The 21,357-nt window shown below is 43.5% G+C and carries 17 protein-coding genes, 1 tRNA gene and 1 other RNA gene; 8 read left to right on the forward strand and 11 right to left on the reverse strand.

Going from position 1 to position 21,357, the window contains the following annotated elements; genetic code table 11:
- Positions 1 to 40: 40 nt before the first annotated feature.
- The 3 genes from infA to OXI21_RS00300 all read right to left on the reverse strand — a co-directional run bounded on the left by infA (position 41) and on the right by OXI21_RS00300 (position 1,826).
- Positions 41 to 259, reverse strand: a complete 219-nt coding sequence (gene infA / locus OXI21_RS00290; RefSeq protein WP_279617551.1) for a translation initiation factor IF-1 — start codon at positions 257 to 259, stop codon at positions 41 to 43.
- Positions 260 to 290: 31 nt separating this feature from the next.
- Positions 291 to 367 (reverse strand) — tRNA-Pro (locus OXI21_RS00295).
- A 28-nt stretch (positions 368 to 395) separates the two neighbouring features.
- The gene (locus OXI21_RS00300; RefSeq protein WP_279617552.1) at positions 396 to 1,826 is read right to left on the reverse strand and encodes an efflux transporter outer membrane subunit; all 1,431 of its coding nucleotides are present in this window, start codon (positions 1,824 to 1,826) and stop codon (positions 396 to 398) included.
- 348 nt (positions 1,827 to 2,174) lie between these two features.
- On the opposite strand from OXI21_RS00300, the gene guaA reads away from it, so the two are divergent.
- The 3 genes from guaA (at position 2,175) to OXI21_RS00315 (ending at position 4,965) form a co-directional block, all read left to right on the forward strand.
- Entirely contained in the window at positions 2,175 to 3,437 is a 1,263-nt protein-coding gene (gene guaA, locus OXI21_RS00305) for a glutamine-hydrolyzing GMP synthase (protein ID WP_279617553.1), read from the forward strand.
- Positions 3,438 to 3,484: 47 nt separating this feature from the next.
- Positions 3,485 to 4,039 (forward strand): adenylate kinase, encoded by a 555-nt coding sequence (locus tag OXI21_RS00310; protein WP_279617554.1) that lies wholly within the window; start codon positions 3,485 to 3,487, stop codon positions 4,037 to 4,039.
- Between the two features lie 173 nt (positions 4,040 to 4,212).
- Complete coding sequence (locus OXI21_RS00315; protein ID WP_279617555.1) at positions 4,213 to 4,965, forward strand: hypothetical protein; 753 nt, start codon at positions 4,213 to 4,215, stop codon at positions 4,963 to 4,965.
- Between the two features lie 685 nt (positions 4,966 to 5,650).
- Here the strand turns inward: OXI21_RS00315 and OXI21_RS00320 are convergent.
- Positions 5,651 to 9,742 carry an autotransporter outer membrane beta-barrel domain-containing protein gene (locus OXI21_RS00320; protein WP_279617556.1) on the reverse strand — a complete coding sequence of 1,364 codons (4,092 nt, stop codon included), beginning with the start codon at positions 9,740 to 9,742 and terminating at the stop codon, positions 5,651 to 5,653.
- A gap of 406 nt (positions 9,743 to 10,148) precedes the next feature.
- On the reverse strand, positions 10,149 to 11,153 hold the full coding sequence (argF, locus tag OXI21_RS00325; RefSeq protein ID WP_279617557.1) for an ornithine carbamoyltransferase: 1,005 nt from the start codon (positions 11,151 to 11,153) through the stop codon (positions 10,149 to 10,151).
- Between the two features lie 105 nt (positions 11,154 to 11,258).
- On the opposite strand from argF, the gene OXI21_RS00330 reads away from it, so the two are divergent.
- The 3 genes from OXI21_RS00330 to OXI21_RS00340 all read left to right on the forward strand — a co-directional run bounded on the left by OXI21_RS00330 (position 11,259) and on the right by OXI21_RS00340 (position 13,208).
- Positions 11,259 to 11,924: a hypothetical protein gene (locus OXI21_RS00330; RefSeq protein ID WP_279617558.1), complete on the forward strand. Its 666-nt coding sequence runs from the start codon at positions 11,259 to 11,261 to the stop codon at positions 11,922 to 11,924.
- A 64-nt stretch (positions 11,925 to 11,988) separates the two neighbouring features.
- Complete coding sequence (locus tag OXI21_RS00335; RefSeq protein WP_279617559.1) at positions 11,989 to 12,174, forward strand: DUF2892 domain-containing protein; 186 nt, start codon at positions 11,989 to 11,991, stop codon at positions 12,172 to 12,174.
- Between the two features lie 149 nt (positions 12,175 to 12,323).
- Positions 12,324 to 13,208 carry an SEL1-like repeat protein gene (locus OXI21_RS00340; RefSeq protein WP_279617560.1) on the forward strand — a complete coding sequence of 295 codons (885 nt, stop codon included), beginning with the start codon at positions 12,324 to 12,326 and terminating at the stop codon, positions 13,206 to 13,208.
- Between the two features lie 63 nt (positions 13,209 to 13,271).
- Here OXI21_RS00340 and OXI21_RS00345 read toward each other — a convergent pair whose 3' ends face one another.
- Positions 13,272 to 13,796: a hypothetical protein gene (locus OXI21_RS00345; RefSeq protein ID WP_279617561.1), complete on the reverse strand. Its 525-nt coding sequence runs from the start codon at positions 13,794 to 13,796 to the stop codon at positions 13,272 to 13,274.
- A gap of 200 nt (positions 13,797 to 13,996) precedes the next feature.
- On the opposite strand from OXI21_RS00345, the gene thiD reads away from it, so the two are divergent.
- The gene (gene thiD, locus OXI21_RS00350) at positions 13,997 to 14,803 is read left to right on the forward strand and encodes a bifunctional hydroxymethylpyrimidine kinase/phosphomethylpyrimidine kinase (RefSeq protein ID WP_279617562.1); all 807 of its coding nucleotides are present in this window, start codon (positions 13,997 to 13,999) and stop codon (positions 14,801 to 14,803) included.
- Positions 14,804 to 14,899: 96 nt separating this feature from the next.
- Positions 14,900 to 15,253, forward strand: a transfer-messenger RNA (tmRNA) gene (ssrA, locus tag OXI21_RS00355).
- Positions 15,254 to 15,611: 358 nt separating this feature from the next.
- Here the strand turns inward: ssrA and OXI21_RS00360 are convergent.
- The 5 genes from OXI21_RS00360 to OXI21_RS00380 are packed head-to-tail and all read right to left on the reverse strand — an operon-like array spanning position 15,612 to position 21,213.
- Complete coding sequence (locus OXI21_RS00360; RefSeq protein ID WP_279617563.1) at positions 15,612 to 16,619, reverse strand: ABC transporter ATP-binding protein; 1,008 nt, start codon at positions 16,617 to 16,619, stop codon at positions 15,612 to 15,614.
- Positions 16,616 to 17,605 (reverse strand): dipeptide ABC transporter ATP-binding protein, encoded by a 990-nt coding sequence (gene dppD / locus OXI21_RS00365; protein WP_279617564.1) that lies wholly within the window; start codon positions 17,603 to 17,605, stop codon positions 16,616 to 16,618. Before dppD ends, OXI21_RS00360 begins: the two co-directional genes overlap by 4 nt.
- A 13-nt stretch (positions 17,606 to 17,618) precedes the next feature.
- Complete coding sequence (gene dppC / locus OXI21_RS00370) at positions 17,619 to 18,518, reverse strand: dipeptide ABC transporter permease DppC (protein ID WP_279617565.1); 900 nt, start codon at positions 18,516 to 18,518, stop codon at positions 17,619 to 17,621.
- Between the two features lie 8 nt (positions 18,519 to 18,526).
- Entirely contained in the window at positions 18,527 to 19,543 is a 1,017-nt protein-coding gene (dppB, locus tag OXI21_RS00375) for a dipeptide ABC transporter permease DppB (protein ID WP_279617566.1), read from the reverse strand.
- Between the two features lie 59 nt (positions 19,544 to 19,602).
- Positions 19,603 to 21,213: an ABC transporter substrate-binding protein gene (locus OXI21_RS00380; RefSeq protein WP_347815477.1), complete on the reverse strand. Its 1,611-nt coding sequence runs from the start codon at positions 21,211 to 21,213 to the stop codon at positions 19,603 to 19,605.
- Positions 21,214 to 21,357: the final 144 nt, after the last annotated feature.

A 21,357-nucleotide genomic window follows, 5' to 3' on the forward strand; every position in this document is an offset into this window, starting at 1 on the left:
TTTTAAATATGATGGTTGCTCTATTCTTTAGAAGGATCGCTTACTTTCCGCGGTAAACAATACGACCTTTTGTGAGGTCATAGGGTGTTAACTCAACTTTTACGCGGTCACCGGTTAAAATACGGATGTAGTTTTTACGCATTTTACCAGAGATATGAGCTGTAATAACATGGCCGTTATCCAGTTCTACTCTAAAACTTGTGTAAGGAAGTGTTTCAACAACCGTTCCTTCCATTTCGATATGATCTTCTTTTGACATATATCCTTCTATCTTTTGTTCTAAAATTAAATGGTCGGGACAGCAGGATTTGAACCTGCGACCCCTTGCACCCCATGCAAGTGCGCTACCAGACTGCGCCATGCCCCGCCAAAAAATCGATGTTAAGTATAACCCACTACTTATTAATTTGCAACTCAGGAATATATTCTTCACCTGCCTCTTTTACAAGACCTCCTCCGAGCGCCGCATAAAGCGCGATGCCATTAAGGATTTTCTGATGATAGGTGGTTAGAAGCGCTTGGCGGGCACTAAAGAGGCTTCGCTGTGCGTCTAACACATCAAGGTAGTTGGCAATTCCATTATTATAGAGGGTCTCTGCAAGATTTAACTGTTCGGCAGTGGTATTGACTAAGTTTTTCTGTGCGAGAAGCTGTTTTTCAAGCGGTTTAAGTGAAACAAGCCCATCAGCTACTTCTCTAAAAGCCGTTTGAATCGTTTTCTCATAATTAACCACGGCACTATTTTGACGAACGTACGCTAAATCGAGATTCGATTGGATTTTACCCCAATTGAAAATCGGCATTGTGAGTGATGGGGTAAAATTCCAACCACTTGTCGCCGATGAGAAAAGATCATCAAAGTGCTCTGAGCTTGATCCGACTGTCGCGGTGAGTGAAATGCTCGGGAAGAATGCAGCGCGCGCGGCACCAATATTGGCATTTGCGGCACGGAGCTGATATTCAGCCGCCATCACATCTGGGCGAAGCAATAATACCTCCGAAGGAAGACCTGCAGGCACACCGATTAAGAACGAATCACGCACCGATAACCCTTTAGGAAGATTGGTCGCTTTCACACCGACTAATTCATACAGCGCATTATTTGCAACCGCTAAACTACGCTCATAGACCGCAACTTGAACGTTTGCTGAATGCACCTGACCGAGCGATTGGGCAAGATCAAGGTTATTGGCAATTCCCGCTTCAACTTGCTGTTTAACCAAATTATAAGACGCTTGGTTTGAACGGAGTGTGTTGCGTGCGAGCGCTAATTGCTCTTCGGCTAACACTTGTTCCGCATAGCTACGGGCGATCTGTGAAATAAGGGCGATCTGCGCTGCTTTTTGCCCCTCATAGGTGGCTAAATAGGTATTGAGCTGTGCATCGGTCATCGATTTTACTCGACCGAAGAAATCAAGCTCAAATTGGCTGATTCCCGCATTAACGTTGTAACCACTATTGATTACTGATTGCCCATTTGGATTCTCACCCGATTTTGAACGAGATTTCGCACCACTAGCATTAATCCCCGGTAAGCGCTCACTCTTTTGAATGCCATAGGCTAAGCGCGCGGCTTCCGTATTAAGGAGTGCCGTTTTTAGATCGCGGTTATTATCGAGCGCAAGCTCAATGTAACGATGAAGACGCGGATCTTTAAAATACTCTTTCCAACCGATCTGATAGGCCATCTTTTGCGCTTGCTTTTCCATCGCCTCAGCCGCTGGAAACTGATCATCCACAGGCATGCCTGGACGCTCATATTCAGGGGCTAATGAACAGGCCGCTAAGACTAAAGGGGTTCCCATGTACAGTAGTAATTTCTTCATAGCGTATTAATTTTCTCCATCGTTCCGCAAGCAGTGTCTAAACCTCTCAGAGAGTCGGTTTTTCTGAGAAATTGCGCTCAATTCAGCGCGTTTTGTAAACGTAATATTATAACGATTGACAACCTAGTTGTCATCTTTTTCTTCACAACTTTACTATTAATATCATCTAATTTAAGCTCATCTTATCAATAATCTAATGATCGCTCCAACCTATTTCAGCGAGAAACGAGGGCTTTTTCAAGTCAGTTTTGGATAAATGTAAAAATTCAATAAAATTTTCGAAAAAAAAGGGCCGATTTGCTATAATCCCCCTTTGATAAACTCTCAATACAGAAGGGGCTATTCAATATGAATCAGTATCAAGCCAACAAAATCTTAATTGTTCACAGCAACCATCAAGAGGGTCAAAAAATTGCACGGGTTTTGCGCAATTTAAACTACTTCTCTGAAGTGTTGCAAATCAATCACGTGGAGGCCGATGCGGCAACGCTTCCTAAAGGCATTATCACCGATAATCCTGACGCCATTCGCGAACTCTTTGCTACTGAAAAAATTACCGTCCCTCCTACCTTTAACATCGCGTCTCTCGACATCTCAAGCGATGACACTCAAGCCTCTCTTGAAACATTCCTCAAAAATGATGCAAAAGCTGACGCCGTTTGGACGCTCGAAAATGTGGTCGATTTCAACATCAACGACATTCGCGAACAAGTGGGCGATGAAGAGGTTATTTTAGGGCTTTCTGGCGGCGTTGACTCATCGGTGGTAGCAGCGCTTATTCATAAAGCGATCGGCAAACAACTGACCTGTGTCTTTGTTGATACCGGCCTCCTTCGCTTAAATGAAGGCGATATCGTCATGGAAACCTTTGCGAAAAACATGGGGATTCATATTATCCGTGTCGACGCTGAAGCGCGCTTCTTAGAGGCCCTTGCTGGGGAATCCAATCCTGAGAATAAACGTAAAATTATTGGTGAGCTGTTCATCCGTATTTTCGAAGAGGAATCCCGTAAACTTCCAAGCGCTAAATGGCTTGCACAAGGCACGATCTATCCGGACATTTTAGAATCACTCAATACAAAAGATGGGGTTGCGGTAAAATCACATCATAACGTTGGCGGTCTTCCTGAAGAGATGGATCTCCAATTATTAGAGCCATTAAAATCCCTCTTTAAACATGAAGTACGCGAACTCGGTGTTCATTTAGGGCTTCCTAAAGAGATGGTGTATCGCCATCCCTTCCCAGGACCAGGCCTTGGCGTTCGTATCGTTGGCGAAATTAAAAAAGAATACGCCGACATTTTACGTTTAGCGGATGATATCTTTATCCAAAATCTTCGTAAAGCGGGACTTTATGATAAAGTCTCACAAGCGTTTGCAGTATTTATCCCGGTAAAATCCGTGGGCGTTGTGGATAATAAACGCGTTTACGCACACGTTATCGGCCTTCGTGCCATTGAAACCGTAGACTTTATGACGGCGCGCGCAGCTCATCTGCCCTATGACTTTATTGAAGCGGTTTCAAATGAAATTATTGCAAAAGTCGACGGGGTATCTCGCGTTGTATATGATATTTCGAACAAACCACCTGCAACAATTGAGTGGGAATAATTTTCCGTGTATTATGGAAGCTTAAGTTTGAAATAGGAGAAAACGTAATGCGGGTAATTTTACTAGGAGCGCCAGGATCAGGTAAGGGCACTCAAGCAGAAAACATTGTAAACAAATATGGGATCACCCATCTATCAACCGGTGATATGCTTCGTTCAGAAGTTGCGGCAGGTACGCCACTTGGGTTAGAAGCGAAAAAAATCATGGATGATGGTCAATTAGTTTCTGATGAGATTGTCTTAGGCATGATCAAAAACCAAATTGAAAAGGCAGAAAATGGCTTCCTACTCGATGGTTTCCCTAGAAATATTAATCAAGCGCAAGCGCTCGATGAGTTACTTGAAGAAATTGGCGAGCCAATCCAAAAAGTAATCTATTTCGATGTACCTTTCGAAGTGATCAAAGAGCGTCTACTATCGCGTGGACGTTCAGATGACACCGAAGAGACCATTAAAAAACGTCGTAAAGTGTTTGAAGATGAAACCTTCCCTCTTGTTGACCACTATACGCGTCAAGGCAAGCTTCAAACCGTTGAAGGAGTGGGCGACATCGCAGAGATTGGTAAAACCATCATTGACGTATTAGCACCGCTTGCGGACTAATTGTTTGATACTTGATATCTATCGGTTTGCTGATCACTTAAATATTCAAAATTAAGCAAATAACGTATCATAAAGGCTACTCCTCCTCTGGGCGAGTAGCTTTTTTCTGTCTAGCAATTTTTATTAATGAACGGCGCTGTGCGCTACCATTTCAGATGATTTAGAGATTTTATATGAATAACAAACGACTATTCGCCATCGTAGGATCGGTACTTTTTGCCGGGCTTTCGGTCTATTATGCAACGCCCGTCTTCGCGCCTCAGATTGAAGAGCCGGCTCGCACCCCTTTCTGGGAAGTCACTGTTGAACCCAACCTCAATAGCCCCACGGTCTTTAATACGACGCTCAACAAAAGCACCATTAAAGATGCGATCCGTACCTTTGGCAATCGTCTAAGCCTCTCCATCTTTGAAGAAAAAGGGAAACTGACCTTAGAGGGCTATTTTAGAGAGACGCTTGCAGGGGGATTATCTGGCCGCGTTGCTTTTACTCCTGAAAAGGATGAGGCACTCTTTAGAGAACTCATTAGCTATCTCGAACCTCATAAACGCTCAACCTCTGAGCGCACAATCTATGATCTTCCTAAAGAGATGCAAGAAAAAGTCGAGCATCTTAAAGTCACAAGTCTTGCCTTCATTCCACTTGCTGTTCAAGTAAAAGAGGAAGATATCCTCCGGAATTTTGGCCCGACTGATTATATCTTCGATGATAAACGGAACTCCATTACCCATTATCTCTACCCAGCAATCGGCGTCGATGCTACATTAGATCGTAGCGGAAGCAAAGCATCTTATATTCAATATAGCCCACTAGAGAGCTATCACGAGCGGATTATTGAGCCGCTATTACAGAACAAATCAATTATTAAACGTGAAGTCAAAAGTGATAAAACTGACAGCGCTGAGAGTTTTGAGAGTGCGCAGTAGTCTAATGACTTAATCCTTAAAACACTCTTCACTGAATCCCGTATCTATAGCCTCACTTTTAACGTGGGGCTTTTTTATGCCTGTCCGATATTAACAATAACTCCCTTGATTCTTCCGCCCTTCTCCCTTTCTCCATTTTCTCTCCACCCCCTACTTCCAGTCTCTCCCTTTCCCGCAGAGTGTTCGAAAGTCGATCAACTCAAACCCCGTAAAACAGACCGTTTAATCAACGCCTCAAATCAACTTGAGGGGATAAAAACGAAACTGACAAACCCAATTGTTAAAGTGCTAATCTTGCAAACTCCGCTAATTTCCCAAAGAAACTCGCCTCGCCGCCTGGAAGATTTTTTGTTCTCTGCCGAAACAGGTGATCAATTATAGCGAAGATTTAGATTACGTCAACCCCGATTGCAAAGAAAATCGAAAGATTGTCACAAATCCGCAATAAGACCATGATTCACCAAGGAAAGAATTTTGATGTTTTTATGAAAAAACTTAGCGGTTAGACGAAACACCCTGTAAACCCACCTCTCCCAATGATTCAAATCGCCTAGAAACTGGGCAAATATTTATAAAGCCCGCCGGCCAGACATAAAAAAAGCCACCCTCATCGGAAGGTGGCTCTCTTACTCTACTTATCGCTCTATCTATAGACTCTATATATAAAGGACTGAGATTCTCTTAATTAAAACTCATAACGGAGATCAAGCTTGATACGGGTATCGCGATATTTGTCCTTTCCTTTTGTGAAAGAGACACCGCCACTGATCGTCCAGTTATTCTCTAACTCAGTTTTCGCACCAAGCTCTAACTGATAGAGGTTTTTATTCCCAGCAACCGATGCGTTCGTTAAGTTCGTTTTCTCAAGCGATACTTCAAACGGTTTAGTGTTGTGGATATAGTTAAACTCTGCATACGGAGTCACTTGTCCATCAAACCATGCACGCTCATTAAAGAGACGCGCTCCTAAACGCAGCTGAACGTTTCCGCGATTCGTCGTGACTTTTGTTCCACGATTATCCGTATAATCATCCGCCTTCACGCCCATATAGGTAATTTGTGCTTGCGGTTGAAGTTTTAAGGTTTCGCTTAAATCAAACGCATGCCCTGCTTCAATCGATGCAATGATCCCGCGGCTATTGTACTTATTATTTTGATCTTTATAGTCGATGCTATTGCGCATAAAGACATATTGCGCCCATGCATCTAAATAGCTATGCTCATCAAAATTGTATGTACCGTAGAGTCCGAGCGCAAACCCGTGGCTGCTATGATCCGCTTTGAATCCACGCGCATGGTTTTTCGTATTCCCATCACTGTATCCGTAAGCGATCATCACCCCAGCGTTGTACTCTTGCTTATCAAGAAGGTCTTTACCTAAATGGATCGTATAGTAATCCACCTTACTCTCAAGCGCGCTACCTAAATCCGTACGATATTTACCGAACGATGCTTTCGCGTGCATCCACACCCCTTCATATTCAGGAAGGTATTGGCGATCATGATATTTAAGCTCAAACATAATATTGCCTAACACATGATTTGCAAGATACGCGCCCACCTCAGGTGAGTATTGTCCGCTCTTATCGACTGGTTTAGCTGGCTCTTGTGGTTCATTCGGGTTAACAGGTTCAACTGGCTCTACTGGTTCAACTGGCTCTACTGGTTCAACTGGCTCTACTGGTTCTGCTGGCTCTACTGGTTCTGCTGGCTCTGCTGGCTCTGCTGGCTCTGCTGGCTCTGCTGGCTCTGTTGGCTCTGCTGGCTCTGTTGGCTCTGTTGGCTCTGTTGGCTCTGTTGGCTCTGTTGGCTCTGTTGGCTCTGTTGGCTCTGTTGGCTCTGTTGGCTCTGTTGGCTCTGTTGGCTCTGTTGGCTCTGTTGGCTCTACTGGCTCTGTTGGCTCTGTTGGGTTTTCACCACCACCGATAGGATCACCTCCAGGATTGCCTGTATGAGGAACGTATTCATTCACTAAATACCAGCTATTTGTCCCTGCATCAAAACCATTAGTGTTTTTACGGCCTTCAAAAATATACTCAACCCCACCATCGGTGACAGCGCCTTTGTGTGTCAATTCAAAGTTCGAAGCATCCCCTTCAACGTTAACCAGCAAAATCCCTTTTTTAGTAATTAATTCAGGATTAAATATCTCTTCAATTTTAACTTCACTGGTTCCGTTAGCATCACCCTTAACGATCATCAAGTTTTTGTTTCCGTCAGTAGTTAAAGGATTAGCTTCTTCTTGACCGGTTGCGTTGACTTTACCGAAATGGAGCGCACTTCCTTGGCCCCCCACATAGTTCCCTTCAACCGTTAAAACGCCATACGACTTGCCATAGTCGGTCGCGTTACCGATATGGACACTGCCTTGGTTATTTAAATTACTGAGTGTTGTATTTCCATTTGCATGGAGCATAGCCGCCTGACCAACATTAATAGTACCTTTACGCGCATCATCACTAACTTTAATACCTTCAAATACAACAATAACATCTTCATTTAAGTTCAAATCGCCAAGCAATGTGTTGATTTGATCTTTTGTGAAAACCGCTTTTCCTGCATCAAAGTTAAATGAATGCTCTTCATCAATGCCGATTTCACCGTGAATCAGACTATCTGCACGAACATGCGCATCTGCACCGCGAACAAAGAATTTGGCGTCTTCAGCTTTAAGATTAAGGCCACCATTAATATCAACCTCGCCTTTTGCATCGTATAACGCACCCTTTTCAAGGGTCACATCACCACTAACAATCAGCTCAGCATCGCGTTTAATGTCATAACGAAGCTTGGCATCTTCCGCAACCTCTTCTGTAGATTCAGAGGACTTGCCCGCAAGAACTTTCACATATTCATCATACGTTAAGCCGTGATGAAAACCATCTCCAGTAAATGCAAGGCGACCGCCCTCTTCCGAGCCATCACGATATGTGGCATCTGTCATTTTTGCATTTTCACCTAGCGTTAATGCCCCTAATGCCATCTGGCTTCCAGCAATCACCACATCGCTATTCGCACCGAATTTAAGATCAGCCACATCCACATTACTTGCCGCAATCACTAACTGTGCATTATTTAGATCAACCTTCTTACCTTCACCTTTAGCTGCAAATGTAGCACCTAAAAATGTACCTGATAATTGATCCTGCGCTGTTAAATTGCCTTCTACAGTGAGACTACTACCATGAATATCTAAACGACTTCCTGTGCCGCTATAAGTAATATCGTTCTTCGCAATAACCTGACTCTTCTGTAATGCATCCGCTTCTCCAACGCCCTGCACGGCTTTATTCTGAGTCTCTTCATCGATCTCACCCTCATAAGCTGGGCGACTATCGTGACGGAAATAGAGTCCGTCGGAAATGGTTAATTCAGCATTTTCTAATACCACATTGTCATTAAATGTTGCAGTAGACCCCTGTTCAACATGATGGAATGTCCGCGCACCATCATTTGTTTTAGCAACAAAATCACCGATTACATCTAAAGTTGAATTACCCGATACGCGCACACCCGCGCCATGCCCGGTAAAACTAATCCCCTCTTGAATTTCTCCCTGGGATTGACGACTTAAGGAAAGATTCGCATCGGTAAAGGTCGCTTTACCTTGAAGATCAAATGAGGCTTGATCCACCTGCATATTCAGCGTAAAACCTCCTCGATTATAATCTCCACCAATAAAGTTGGTTTCCTCTTCAACGATTAAATGAGCCTTGTTATCTAAGAATAGAGACCCGCCTGAAGGATCATTAGTGCGATTCTCAAGTCGTTTCGTCTCAACTCTCTCATACATGATATGACCTTCACCATGAACCTTAGAATCATACAGCTCCCATACTTTACCATTCCAAACATACTGACCATTCTCACTTGGAGTATAGTTTGCACTCTCAGTAAGAGTATAAAAATGAGAAACATCGGAATTCTCTTTATCTTCCACTAATTTCGTTGGAGGAGTAGCAGTATTTTCATCTATTTCCTTATCTGTCTCCTTATCTGTCTCCTTATCTTCAATCTTCTTCCACGCAACATGACGATCGATTTTCTGATGATCACCCGCTTCAAAAGTTAAATTTTTAACTGTTTCCGTACTGTGGATCATCACAGAGGTATAGCCTTCAATATTTAAATCATTACTTTGACCTAAGATATTTTTGTTGAAGTCCCCTTCATCTTTTCCACCAATATGCACAGATACGCCATGATTGATCTTTGTCGTACCAATGTAATCATTCCCTTCCTTAGAATTGGATTTAAGCGTCACACTACGGCCATAACGATCATCTTCACCTTTATGTAAAATCTCTCCATTGGGATCGAGCGCATGCGTCTCAGTATCACCTCTTACAAGCTCACCTCTTGAGTCTCTCAACAAGCCTGTCGCTTTCTCTTTTTTATACTTTACATTTGGCGCACTGATCTCAAGGGACGCATCACCTGTAATTTTTCCATTATAAAAAACGCCCGAGCTCTCATAGGTTTCATTGCCTGACTCATCGGTAATCTTTTTTAGCTGATGAAGATTGCGAATCTCTAAACGATCACCATGATCGATAATCTCTTCACCGGTCAGCTCTGCTTTCTCAAGAGGTGTTAACGGAATAGGCTTATCTTCTTCCGCCTGTGCCCCTGCTAGAGCGACTCCGAGTACTCCGGCAAGTAATGTGGCTTTTTGCGTACGCGACGATTTTGTCTTACGGTTTTTGTTGCCTAATTCTGAAACGGCCATCCAAGTGCCGAGCGCTTGATTCCAAACTACTTTAAATATTCTATTCACGACTTAAATCAATCCTAATAATTTATAACCAACAAATACTATTTTTGTTGACGGAAATCATCCTTGTATTTCCAGATTTATGCGCCAACCTAAAAAATTTCAGAGATTATAGTCATATGTTTGATTTTTGTCGATTTGTGTAAACAAATGTAATGATTAGATAATTCAATCGCACCTTTACATTCTGTATATCATTGTTTTTAATTGTATTAATGCCAAAATATCGCCTTTACATTGTCGAGAAAACAAAGTTGGCATGCTTTTTATAGTAATCAAAACAAAAAAACGCAACCTCAAAACATGAAGTTGCGTTTATGATCAATACTTATTTAAAAAACTTATTACAAAACTATATTATGAAGTTTTATATTATAACTGGCTGCAAAACTTAAATTTTGCAATTAAATCAATTCTTTAATGTTGCCACGAGTACCGCTTTAATGGTGTGCATTCGATTACCGGCTTGTGGAAATTGGATCGCTCTATCCGATTCGAAGACATCTTCCGTCACTTCTACACCATCGAGACCAAAAGTTTCATAAATCCATTCGCCGACGGTAGTTTCTCGGTTATGAAATGCAGGTAGGCAGTGCATAAATTTCACATCGGGGTTCCCTGAAGCATTTATTAATTCACTATTGATTTGATATGGAAGGAGTAAATCGATCCGTTCTTTCCACGCCGCTTCCGGTTCGCCCATCGACACCCAAACGTCCGTGTGTACAAAATCGACGCCTTTTACTGCCAATTTTGGGTCCTCAGTGAGCGTAATGGTCGCTCCGGTCTCTTTTGCAATCGCTTGACAGGTTTTTACTAACGCCTCTTCGGGCCATAAATTCTTCGGCGCACCGATGCGAATATGCATCCCTAATTTTGCCGCTAATACCAGATGAGAGTTCCCCATATTGTTACGCGCATCACCTAAATAAGCGTAGTGAATCTCTTCAAAAGGCTTATCGATATTCTCTTTCATGGTGAGTGCATCGGCGAGCATTTGTGTGGGATGAAATTCATCGGTTAGCCCATTATACACTGGCACACCGGCATACGCTGCAAGCTCATTTTCGATCACATCTTGGCTAAATCCACGATAAAGAATCGCATCGTACATCTCCCCAAGAACACGCGCCGTATCTTTCATCGATTCTTTATGCCCAATTTGCGAGCCTGAATCGCCAATATAGGTTAAACGCCCACCCTGATCATGCACCGCAACTTCGGTTGCACATCGAGTTCGAGTAGAGGTCTTTTCGAAAATTAACGCGACATTTTTCCCAATTAAATATTGCTCCTCACGGCCTTCGGCTTTAGCTTGTTTTAGCTCTGCCGCTAAGTCGATCAGATAGCGAATTTCGTCGGAGGTGAAGTCTAAAAGTTTTAGAAAGTGACGATTACGCAAATCATGAGACATACTCTGTTTCTCCTATATTGATGGTTGTGGTAAATAGCGAATCATTTAGTATAATCACATCAAATCAGAGAGTTCAATAATTTATTATAAAAGGGCGCTAGCGCTATGAAATCTATCCAAAAATTCTGCATGACCTGCCTCGTTTCCCCCGTCATTTTTAGCGTAAGTCACGCGTTAGATCTCCCCGAAACGATCGATCTTAAATTTACCGGCCCCTACGGCGTTCCCGCAAAAATGCACTTTAGCCACGATCATAAGACCTTTTCGATCGTCACTGAAGTGGCCATTCCCTTTAAAAATATGCGCTTTTCTTCCAAAGGCCTCATTAAAGAGAATGAACTCCTCCCCACAGAGTTTAGAGATTATCGTGGGGGCGAGCGCTATGCCTACGCCAATTATGATTATGGCAATCAAACCATCACTTACGGTAAGCGCGATGAGGTGAAAACGGCGAAACTTCTGCCCCAATCGAAAGATTTTTACACCCTTGCCTGGCAGATGGCGATCGATCATGGCGTGATGGAGGGGGTAATTCAGACTACCAATGGCAAAAAAGTCTATACGCGCACTCCGTTTGTCAAAATCGGCACGCTCGATCAGCGCATCAATCGGGTTTCCTATCAGGCTGATCATTATCAAAATGGCGAAGGCGATGATCGCATTGAGGTCGCGCTCCTACCAGAGAAACATTTCATCCCCTCACTCATTGTTTATTATGATAAAGGGAAGCGATATGAATTAAAATTGAATGATATTGATCTTGAGCCGTAGCATACATTTTACGAAATGGTATAATGAAAGTTCTGGTTTTATTTGCATTGATAAGGAGAATCAAATGAAAGCTAACATTGGTGGTATAGACCGCATTTTACGTATTTTAGTGGGCATCGTATTGATCGCGTTAACGCTTATGGGAACCATCGGCGTTTGGGGTTGGATCGGGGTTGTACCGCTTTTAACCGGTATCTTCAAGTTCTGCCCACTCTATCCGTTACTTGGTATCTCTACGGATAAAAAATAGTTTTCCCGCATAATCAGCAGCGGCGCTCTCGGTATCTTATCGGCAGCGCCGTTTTTATTGCCCGCGATCTGACAAATCGTCCCATCTTATAATAATGATATAATAGGGGTTTGTTTGATTATCAACCCGAGATAGGGGCTCACATCACCATGGTTTCATTTACTTATATCTGTACACGAATTTCGGCATTGTTCGGGAATAAAGACGATCTTTGCCGCATGGGAATCTATTATTATGAGGGGAATGAAGTCAAACGCGATCTAGACAGAGCCGCGCGCTACTTCAAAAAAGCCTCCGATAAGCACAATACCAAAGCGCTCTATTATCTGGGGCTAATCGAACTTGAACGCCTCACCGATGTACTCGAATACGCGCCGATCTTACGCTATTTTGAGCTCGCTCGAATCAGTGTTTTAAAAGCGGTCAATTCCATTAATGAGATTGAGAAAACGCTCTTTAATTTAGATAAATCGCCGGAAGTTGCGTCTACTCTCTTTAAAATCGGCTATATGTACGCCAACGATAGCAGCGTCCACCGTAATTATGAGAAGGCTGCACAATATTATAAACGCGCCGCTAGTTTCGGGAATTATCACGCTAAAAATCAGCTCGGACAACTATTATTAAAAGGCGAAGGCCGTGTTGAAGCGAATCGTGATAGTGCTTTTACCTATCTCTTTTCGGCGGCGCGCGATGGATTTAATCCCGCCAAAGAGACCTTAATCCACTATTTTAGTAACGATGAAACCCTCAATGAGCTAAAAACCCATCTCGATGAGCCCAATTTTGCCGCGATCTATGCCTCAATGCTCTACGATGGTCTCTATGTGGAATCAGATTTTGAAGGGGCGGAAGAGTATTTCCGCATTGCAGCTCGCGAACGCCATCCCGATGCGATTTTCCATCTTGGACTGATCTATAATGCTCGCGGGGATAAAGCTCGAGCAGAGGAATATTTCAGCCATGCCCGCTCACTCAATCACCTTGAAGCGCTCAATATGCTCGGCGCAACAGCGAATCAAGCAAACCCATAACATCATTATTTTTTATTCTTGAATCGCGAATCACAGCCCTCCAATCTGGCGTAAACCGTCACCCTATTGGGAGGGCTTTTTTCTGGCGCTTTTATGAAACGTATGAGGTTTATCGCGATACCACTCATAAATCGTCACCGTAATCCCGCGCGCCACAATCGTTTCATCGATTAATGCTTCAATCTTATTCCAATCCCCGCCCGCAAGCCCTGCCCCAATTTTAGGCATATGGACGCTCGCTTTTAAAACTGCCGCTTCATCGGCAAGCTTTTCAAGACACGATTTTAGCGCATCATACCGAATCGGCGGAACGCCCACATCATCGGCCACAATATCATGTTGCGCCACCATATTGACCACATAGGTATCAAGCTCCACCTGCACCGTCTGAATCTCGCCCAGCGCAAAATTATTAAGATCGCGATGCTTGTACCATAGATAATAGGACTCCTCCGGATCGCGCCACCGTTTTGAGAGCGCCAACACAAATCCCGCGCCCCAACCGCCCACATCATTACAGATATGCGCGATTAATTTAATTCCTGATCCCTGCGGATCGGTCGCATCTCCTTGTTGATAATTCATCATTCCTCCCGGATCGTTCGTTTCTTTACATTTCTTATTAAAATTTTCTACTCACGGATTCGCTAGCGTGTTAATTTGACAGATAGCGCCACGTTTGGCCTTTTCTGATGAGGCTCTCTTGTGATTCCATGGGAATATAGCATCATTCCGCATCAGAGTAATTGATTCAACCCTTATTGAATAATAATCAAACAGATACCATTATGAAAAAAGTATTAACCATTGCCGGATCAGACACCTCGGGCGGTGCCGGCATTCAAGCCGATCTTCGCACTTTTGCAAAACACAATCTCTACGGTACAACCGCTCTCACCGTGATTGTCACCATGGATTACCAAAATGGCTGGGCGCACGGCGTTTCCCCCATTTCCATTGACACCATTAAAGCACAGCTCGATACCGCATTTTTGGGCTTAACGCTCGATACCATTAAAACGGGCATGCTGCCAACGCCGGAAATTATCGATCTCGTAGCGAGCTATCTTGAAAAAGTACACGGCAAAATGCCGATCGTGATCGATCCTGTGATGGTATGTAAAGGTGATAAACCGCTCTTCCCCGAGCATGCCGAAAAGATCCGCGATACCCTCATTCAATACGCAACGATCATCACCCCGAATCTCTTTGAAGCCACCCAACTGGCCCACATGAAACCTCTCACCTCTCTAGACGAAGCGAAAGAGGCAGCCGAAAAAATCATGCAAACCGGCGGATGTGAGTCACTCGTGATTAAGGGCGCTGGCAGCTTAATGTCGCCCAATACCGCGGCTGATCTTTTCTACGATGGCAATGAATTTACCTTAATTGAAGGCGAGCTCATCAATACCACTCACACTCACGGCCTAGGTTGCACCTTTGCCTCGCACGTCGCCTCATTTATCACCAAAGGACTCACGCCAAAAGAGGCCTGTATCGCGGCGAAAAAAGCGATCTCTCAAGGTCTTTTGAAAAATTTTGCGTTAAATGAATATGTCGGCACCCTCTATTTTCCCGACAGTTTCGAGAAGTAATTTCTACGCCCCTTTGATCAACTATTTCAGCCGTTTAAATCGCGCATTACTTGCGTATTAAGCGAGAAATCCGTATAATGATCTATTACATCAAACGGGGGCGTTCCTGGATTCGACGGGGATGTTGAAGTTTGAGGTGCATGTCAAGATGGTCGAGAGTCTTGTAAAAACGCGGCAAATTGTATAGTTGCAAACGATAACAACTACGCTTTAGCAGCTTAGTCTGCTAACTGTTCTTAATACTGTGTTCGTTCGGTGTTAACAACAGTCAACTTAAACGAAATAGCCTGATGTCATTTCTAGGGGGCATCGCGCGAAACTTAACTTAGAACCGCTGAGTTTTATCCTGCCGGTCGGATCAAAACCAGTTAAATTAAAGATTCGGCTAAACATGTAGTACCAAGAATGGATAGTTCTCGGACGAGGGTTCAAATCCCTCCGCCTCCACCACATTGCAAAAAGCGCTTAGAAGACTCTCTTTTAAGCGCTTTTTCTTTGTCTATCCATAAAGCAAATTTACTTTACTTAACGTTACCAACATAGTAAACATACATAGTACTGATAAAAATAACGCGCCGTACAATGGCAATGAATCATTTGATCGGATTAAACTAATAATGATGATACTTCTAAAAAAACTGCTCTTTAAGATTATCTATGCGCTGATAGCAGTCGCCTTATCAATTGTCGTAATTGTTGCCTTCTACTTCGGCGTCGGCCACTTCCTGTCAGCCATATTTTTATAGGTGCGGTTATCAAACCGATTAAACACAAGACACACTTACCACATCCCTAAAAGCCCAGCCTCTTACGAGATTGGAGTTTTATTGATTCCCATAATATCTTCTTCATGCAAATAACAAGCAACTTTTCGTTTTTTAATCTCAGTTAGCGCTGGAGGAGCCTGAAAACATGGTGTGAATGCTTTATTACACCGAGCACTAAATGCACAACCTTTTGGAGGATTTAGTGGACTAGGGAGCTCTCCTTCTAGGCGGATTCGTCCACGGCGTTTTTCTGGATTTAATCGTGGTGTCGAAGAGAGAAGTGCAGTTGTATAGGGATGGAGCGGGTTCTCAAAAATGTCGATCTTTTTTCCATATTCAACACAGCGACCCAGATACATCACCATCACCTCATCCGCAATATGCTCAACAACCGAAAGATCATGTGAAATGAAGATATACGCCAGTCCTAATTCCTCTTGCAGATCCATCATTAAATTAAGCACTTGCGCTTGTACAGAGACATCAAGAGCCGACACGGGCTCATCAGCGATTAGAATATCTGGATCAAGCATTAAACCCCGTGCGATCGCAATTCGTTGACGTTGCCCCCCTGAAAACATATGGGGATAACGCTCATAAAACTCTGGTCTTAAGCCCACCTTTTCCATCATTGCGAGCACTTTCTCCTTTCGCGCCTCTTTTGTTAAGCTCATATTCATCAAAAGAGGTTCTTCTAAAATTTTCCCTACCTTTTTACGCGGATTTAATGATCCATAAGGATTTTGAAAGACAATCTGAATCTTTCTACGCCGTAATGCGGTTGCTTTTTTGTTTGATTCAAGCAAATTTTGCCCTTGATAATAGAGTTCACCCTCTGTCGGTTCTTCTATCATTGTTAATAGGCGCGCCAAAGTGGATTTCCCGCAACCTGATTCTCCTACAATGGCTAAAGTCATCCCCTGTGTTAAAGTAAAGGAGATACCATCAAGCGCCTTAACACTCGCTTTTTTCCCCAATAATCCTCGTCGTACGGGATAATATTTTTTGAGTAATCTCCCCTCAAAAAGAGGTACTATCGGCTGATTCATAGTTGATCCTCCTCAAATATTAAAGAGGTTATATTGAGCGGAAAATGACATTTCACTTGACGTTCTCCGCCTCTAAGTTCTGGGGGATTCTCCACACAAAGTGGTTGTTTATAAGGGCAACGCGGATTAAGCAGACAGCCTTTAGGGCGATCATACTCGCCTGGCACTACGCCTGGAAGCGCTTCAAGGCGTGCACGCCCTTTTGAAAATTCCGGCAGTGCCTTTAACAGAGCTTCCGTATAAGGATGAAGTGGCGATGCGAAAATTGTCTCGGCATCGCCTACCTCGACCACTTCCCCTGCATACATCACCACAATTTTTTCAGCTGCTTCTGCAACAAGCGCTAAATCATGGGTAATCAACATTAACGCCATATTTTCTGTTTGTTGAAGCTCAAGCAACAACTCCATAATCTGCCCCTGAATAGTTACATCAAGGGCTGTTGTCGGCTCATCTGCAATTAAAAGTTTAGGGTTACAGGCAATTGCGATTGCAATCATAATTCGCTGGCTCATCCCACCTGAGAGTTGGTGGGGATAGAGGTTTAAACGAGATTTTGCATCTGGAATACCCACCTTTTCTAAAAGCTCTAGCGCGCGTGCTTTCCGTTCGCGACGCGAGCCCCCTTGATGAACTTTTAGCGTCTCCATAATCTGGTATCCCACAGTAAAGCAGGGATTTAAACTTGTCATTGGATCTTGAAAAATCATAGCAATCTCATCGCCCACAACATGACGTCGTGCGCTATCGCTCAATGAGAGAAGATCCACTTCATTAAAGCAGAGCGCCTCCGCTGATACACGTCCCGGGTGATCGATCAACCCCATAATCGCAAGTGAGCTGACTGATTTTCCTGACCCAGATTCCCCAACAATCCCCACAACTTCTCCGCGATCAACAGTATAACTTACTCGATTTACTGCCTTAAAAGGACGCTCTTTTGTGCCAAACTCTACAGATAAGTCCCGAATCTCTAGCAATGCCATAACACCTCCCTCGTTACTCTTTTAATTTAGGGTCGAGTGCATCACGCAATCCATCACCCATCAAATTAAATGCTAATACTGTAAATAAAATGGCAAGCCCAGGAAATGTCACCACCCACCAAGCACTTTGGACAAATTGAAGCACATCGGCAAGCATCGTTCCCCACTCAGGCGTTGGGGGTTGAGCGCCCATACCTAAAAATCCAAGCGCCGCCATATCTAAAATGGCATTTGAAAATCCAAGCGATGCTTGAACGATAAGCGGAGCAAAGCAATTAGGTAAAATATTGATAAACATCTGTCGAAAATGCCCCGCTCCTGCAACTTTTGACGCAATCACATAATCTTTCTTTACCTCCGATAGCGTCGAGGCTCGCGTCAATCGGACATAATGAGGTAGCGCCACAAAGGCAAGCGCCATCGATGCATTAACAATGGAGGGGCCAAAAATTGCCACCAAAACAAGTGCAAGAAGAAGACTCGGTAAAGCAAGCATCATATCCACCAGACGCATAATAATCGTTTCAAGTAGACCGCCAAAATAACCCGCCAATAATCCTAACGTAATTCCCAATATTAATGAGGCGCACACAACCATTACCCCTACTAATAATGAGAGGCGTGCCCCATAAATCAATCGTGAAAGAATATCGCGTCCAACATCATCGGTTCCGAGAAGATAGTCCCAACTCCCCCCTTCCATCCAAATGGGGGGCATCAACAATGCATCACGAAACTGCTCTGTAGGAGAGTGAGGCGCCACAAGAGGAGCAAAAATAGCAACCAGCGTCACTACCACAACATAGAACAATCCCAAGACGGCACCGCGATTTTGCTTAAAGTAGAACCAAAATTCTTGCAAAGGTGTCAGAGGTGCTTCCATATAAAGATTATCCATTAATCTCGTTGTCATATTGCCCCCTACTGATGCCGAATGCGTGGATCAATCAATCCATAGAGCATGTCGACTAAAAGATTAACCAAAATAATTAAAGTCGCCACTAACAATACGCCACTTTGAACAACGGGATAGTCTCGCCGTTGCAACGCCTCAATCAACCAGCGCCCAACGCCCGGCCAAGAAAAGATAGTCTCCGTTAAAATGGCGCCTGCAAGAAGTGTTCCAATCTGCAATCCAATCACGGTTACTACAGGAATAAGTGCATTACGAAGCGCGTGAATTAAAATTACCCGGCCTCGGCTCAAACCTTTTGCCCGTGCCGTTAAGATATAATCCTCACTTAATACTTCAAGCATTGATGAGCGTGTCATTCTAACAATCACTGCAAGTGGGATAGTACCAAGTACAATACTCGGTAAAATTAAATGGTGTACGGCATCTCCAAAATCCCCCTCTTCCCCCCAGAAAAATGTATCAATTAACATAAACCCGGTTAGAGGCTGAGTGTCATCTAAAAAGACCATATCACTAATTCGTCCCGATACTGGAGTAAGATCAAAGTGCACTGACACCAGCATAATAAGCATCATGCCCCACCAAAAAATCGGCATTGAATATCCGGTTAATGATACTCCCACAGAGAGATGATCAAAGATCGACCCCCGTTTTACTGCCGCGATCACACCTACCGGAATCCCAATGATTATGGCAAACAGCATCGCACAGAGCCCCAGCTCAAGGGTCGCTTTAAACCGAGGCACAAATTCCTCCCACACCGGGCGCCGTGTATTGAGCGAAATGCCGAGATCACCGTGCAATACACCCTTCAAATATTCCCAATATTGAATGTAATAAGGCTGATCATACCCATATTCAGCCCGTAATAGCGCGTAACGTTCCGGGGAAAGACCTCGCTCGCCGGCTAAAATCAATATGGGATCCCCTGGAATAAGATGAATGAAGATAAAGGTTAAGAGCGTAATCCCGATAAAGGTCGGGATGACCACTCCTAATCGTCTTAGAATAAATCGAACCATATCGTATCCCTTCTTAATGGAGTCGCCCCAGTAAGCGCCCCCTCCTTTTGCGATTTTTACTATTTTTCTTCAAGTGATACTTGGTTAAAATTATGCGTACCGAGTGGATCCATAATGTATCCCTCTACCTCTTTACGCATCGGCATATATACCGTTGAGTGAGCAATCATCAATGCTGGAATGGTCTCATGCATCATCTCTTGTGCTTGACGGTATAGTTCAGTACGTTTTTCAATATCGGTTGATTGACGTGCTTCATCTAAAATGGCATCAAACGATGCATCACACCATTGTGAATAGTTTGAACCGGCCTCTGCTGCAACGCAACTCATCAATACACCAAAGAAGTTGTCAGGGTCTCCATTATCCCCAGTCCATCCGATTGTCACGGCATCATGTTCCCCATTACGGATACGTGTTAGATACTCGCCCCACTCATAGGTCACAATTTTAGCGGTAACCCCAATGCTCGCCCAATCGGCTTGAATCATCTCCGCCATTCGTCGCGCATTGGGATTATAAGGACGCTGTACGGGCATTGCCCAAAGCTCAAGCTCAAAACCATCAGGAAATCCTGCTTCCTTTAAGAGTGCTTTAGCCCCTTCAGGATCATAAGGATAATCAGCAATGCCCTCATGATAACTCCACATAGTAGGCGGAATAAAGTTGGTTGCAGGCTCTGCAGCGCCGTGGAAAATCGCTTTAATAATCTCTGGTTTATTCACTGCCATCGTTAAGGCTTTACGTACCTTAACCTGGTCAAGTGGCGCTTTTTTCATGTTGTAAGCGACATACCCCACATTGAGCCCTGTCTGCTCCATAATTTTAATATTGGGATCTGTTTTCATACGATTAAGATCCGCTAAATTTGGATAAGGCATCACGTGACACTCCCCTTTTTGGAGCTTCGCAAAGCGTACAGAAGGATCTGGAGTGATTGAGAAGATCAGGCGCTTTAATTTTGCTTTTTCACCCCAATACTCATCAAAGCGTTGATATAAAATTCGTGAATCTTTCTGATATTGCTTAAAGACAAATGGCCCTGTGCCGATGGGATCAAGATCTACCTGCTCAGGCGTACCCATTGTTAACATCTGATCTGCATATTCCGCCGATAAAATAGAAGCAAATACCATCGAAAGATTCGCTAAAAATGGACTTTCGGGTCGTGTCAAAATAAATCGGACAGTATAATCATCCACCTTTTCAACGCGGTCAATCAAGGAATTAAACCCCATACTCTCAAAATATTCATACTGCCGTCCTGAGATATTATGATACGGGTGATTGGGATCTTTTTGTCGCATAAATGAAAAGACCACATCCTCTGCATTTAAGTCCCGCGTAGGAGTAAAGTTACGATTACTATGGAATTTCACCCCTTTACGCAGATGAAATGTATAGATTTTTCCATGATCATCAATCTCCCAAGATTCTGCTAAACTGGGCTCAACCACCGTTGTTCCCAATTTAAAGTCCACTAACCGATTGTAAAGAGGCACGCCACTTGCATCATTTGAAGTACCGCTTGAAACCAGTTGGGGATTAAAACTTTCGGGCGATGCTTCGCTACAGTAAACCAATGTCTGAGCAGAAAGGACTGTGGAAAAAGAAAAAAATGCTATACACAATATCACCCTCCTAACCAAATGATTAGCGCTATATGCCATCTTTTGTGCCATAAATATAGAATTCGTTATCATCATAGTCTCCTCATACATACTAGGGAATTATTGTTATTGTTCTCACCTTTTCAGTATAAAAAAGGGTGCTTAGATGCACTCACAAGCCCCCATTTTTATCTCTCATTTTAT

Source organism: Ignatzschineria sp. RMDPL8A, assembly GCF_029815055.1.
GTDB lineage: Bacteria > Pseudomonadota > Gammaproteobacteria > Cardiobacteriales > Wohlfahrtiimonadaceae > CALZBJ01.

Coding starts and splice junctions, on each gene's coding strand:
- OXI21_RS00345 (WP_279617561.1), bottom strand. CDS start 13,796: ATGATGAATTATCAACAAGGAGATGCGACCGATCCGCAGGGATCAGGA.
- OXI21_RS00300 (WP_279617552.1), bottom strand. CDS start 1,826: ATGAAGAAATTACTACTGTACATGGGAACCCCTTTAGTCTTAGCGGCC.
- dppD (WP_279617564.1), bottom strand. CDS start 17,605: ATGGCATTGCTAGAGATTCGGGACTTATCTGTAGAGTTTGGCACAAAA.
- OXI21_RS00360 (WP_279617563.1), bottom strand. CDS start 16,619: ATGAATCAGCCGATAGTACCTCTTTTTGAGGGGAGATTACTCAAAAAA.
- dppB (WP_279617566.1), bottom strand. CDS start 19,543: ATGGTTCGATTTATTCTAAGACGATTAGGAGTGGTCATCCCGACCTTT.
- thiD (WP_279617562.1), top strand. CDS start 13,997: ATGAAAAAAGTATTAACCATTGCCGGATCAGACACCTCGGGCGGTGCC.
- dppC (WP_279617565.1), bottom strand. CDS start 18,518: ATGACAACGAGATTAATGGATAATCTTTATATGGAAGCACCTCTGACA.
- OXI21_RS00380 (WP_347815477.1), bottom strand. CDS start 21,213: ATGGCATATAGCGCTAATCATTTGGTTAGGAGGGTGATATTGTGTATA.
- OXI21_RS00340 (WP_279617560.1), top strand. CDS start 12,324: ATGGTTTCATTTACTTATATCTGTACACGAATTTCGGCATTGTTCGGG.
- guaA (WP_279617553.1), top strand. CDS start 2,175: ATGAATCAGTATCAAGCCAACAAAATCTTAATTGTTCACAGCAACCAT.
- OXI21_RS00315 (WP_279617555.1), top strand. CDS start 4,213: ATGAATAACAAACGACTATTCGCCATCGTAGGATCGGTACTTTTTGCC.
- infA (WP_279617551.1), bottom strand. CDS start 259: ATGTCAAAAGAAGATCATATCGAAATGGAAGGAACGGTTGTTGAAACA.
- OXI21_RS00330 (WP_279617558.1), top strand. CDS start 11,259: ATGAAATCTATCCAAAAATTCTGCATGACCTGCCTCGTTTCCCCCGTC.
- OXI21_RS00335 (WP_279617559.1), top strand. CDS start 11,989: ATGAAAGCTAACATTGGTGGTATAGACCGCATTTTACGTATTTTAGTG.
- argF (WP_279617557.1), bottom strand. CDS start 11,153: ATGTCTCATGATTTGCGTAATCGTCACTTTCTAAAACTTTTAGACTTC.
- OXI21_RS00310 (WP_279617554.1), top strand. CDS start 3,485: ATGCGGGTAATTTTACTAGGAGCGCCAGGATCAGGTAAGGGCACTCAA.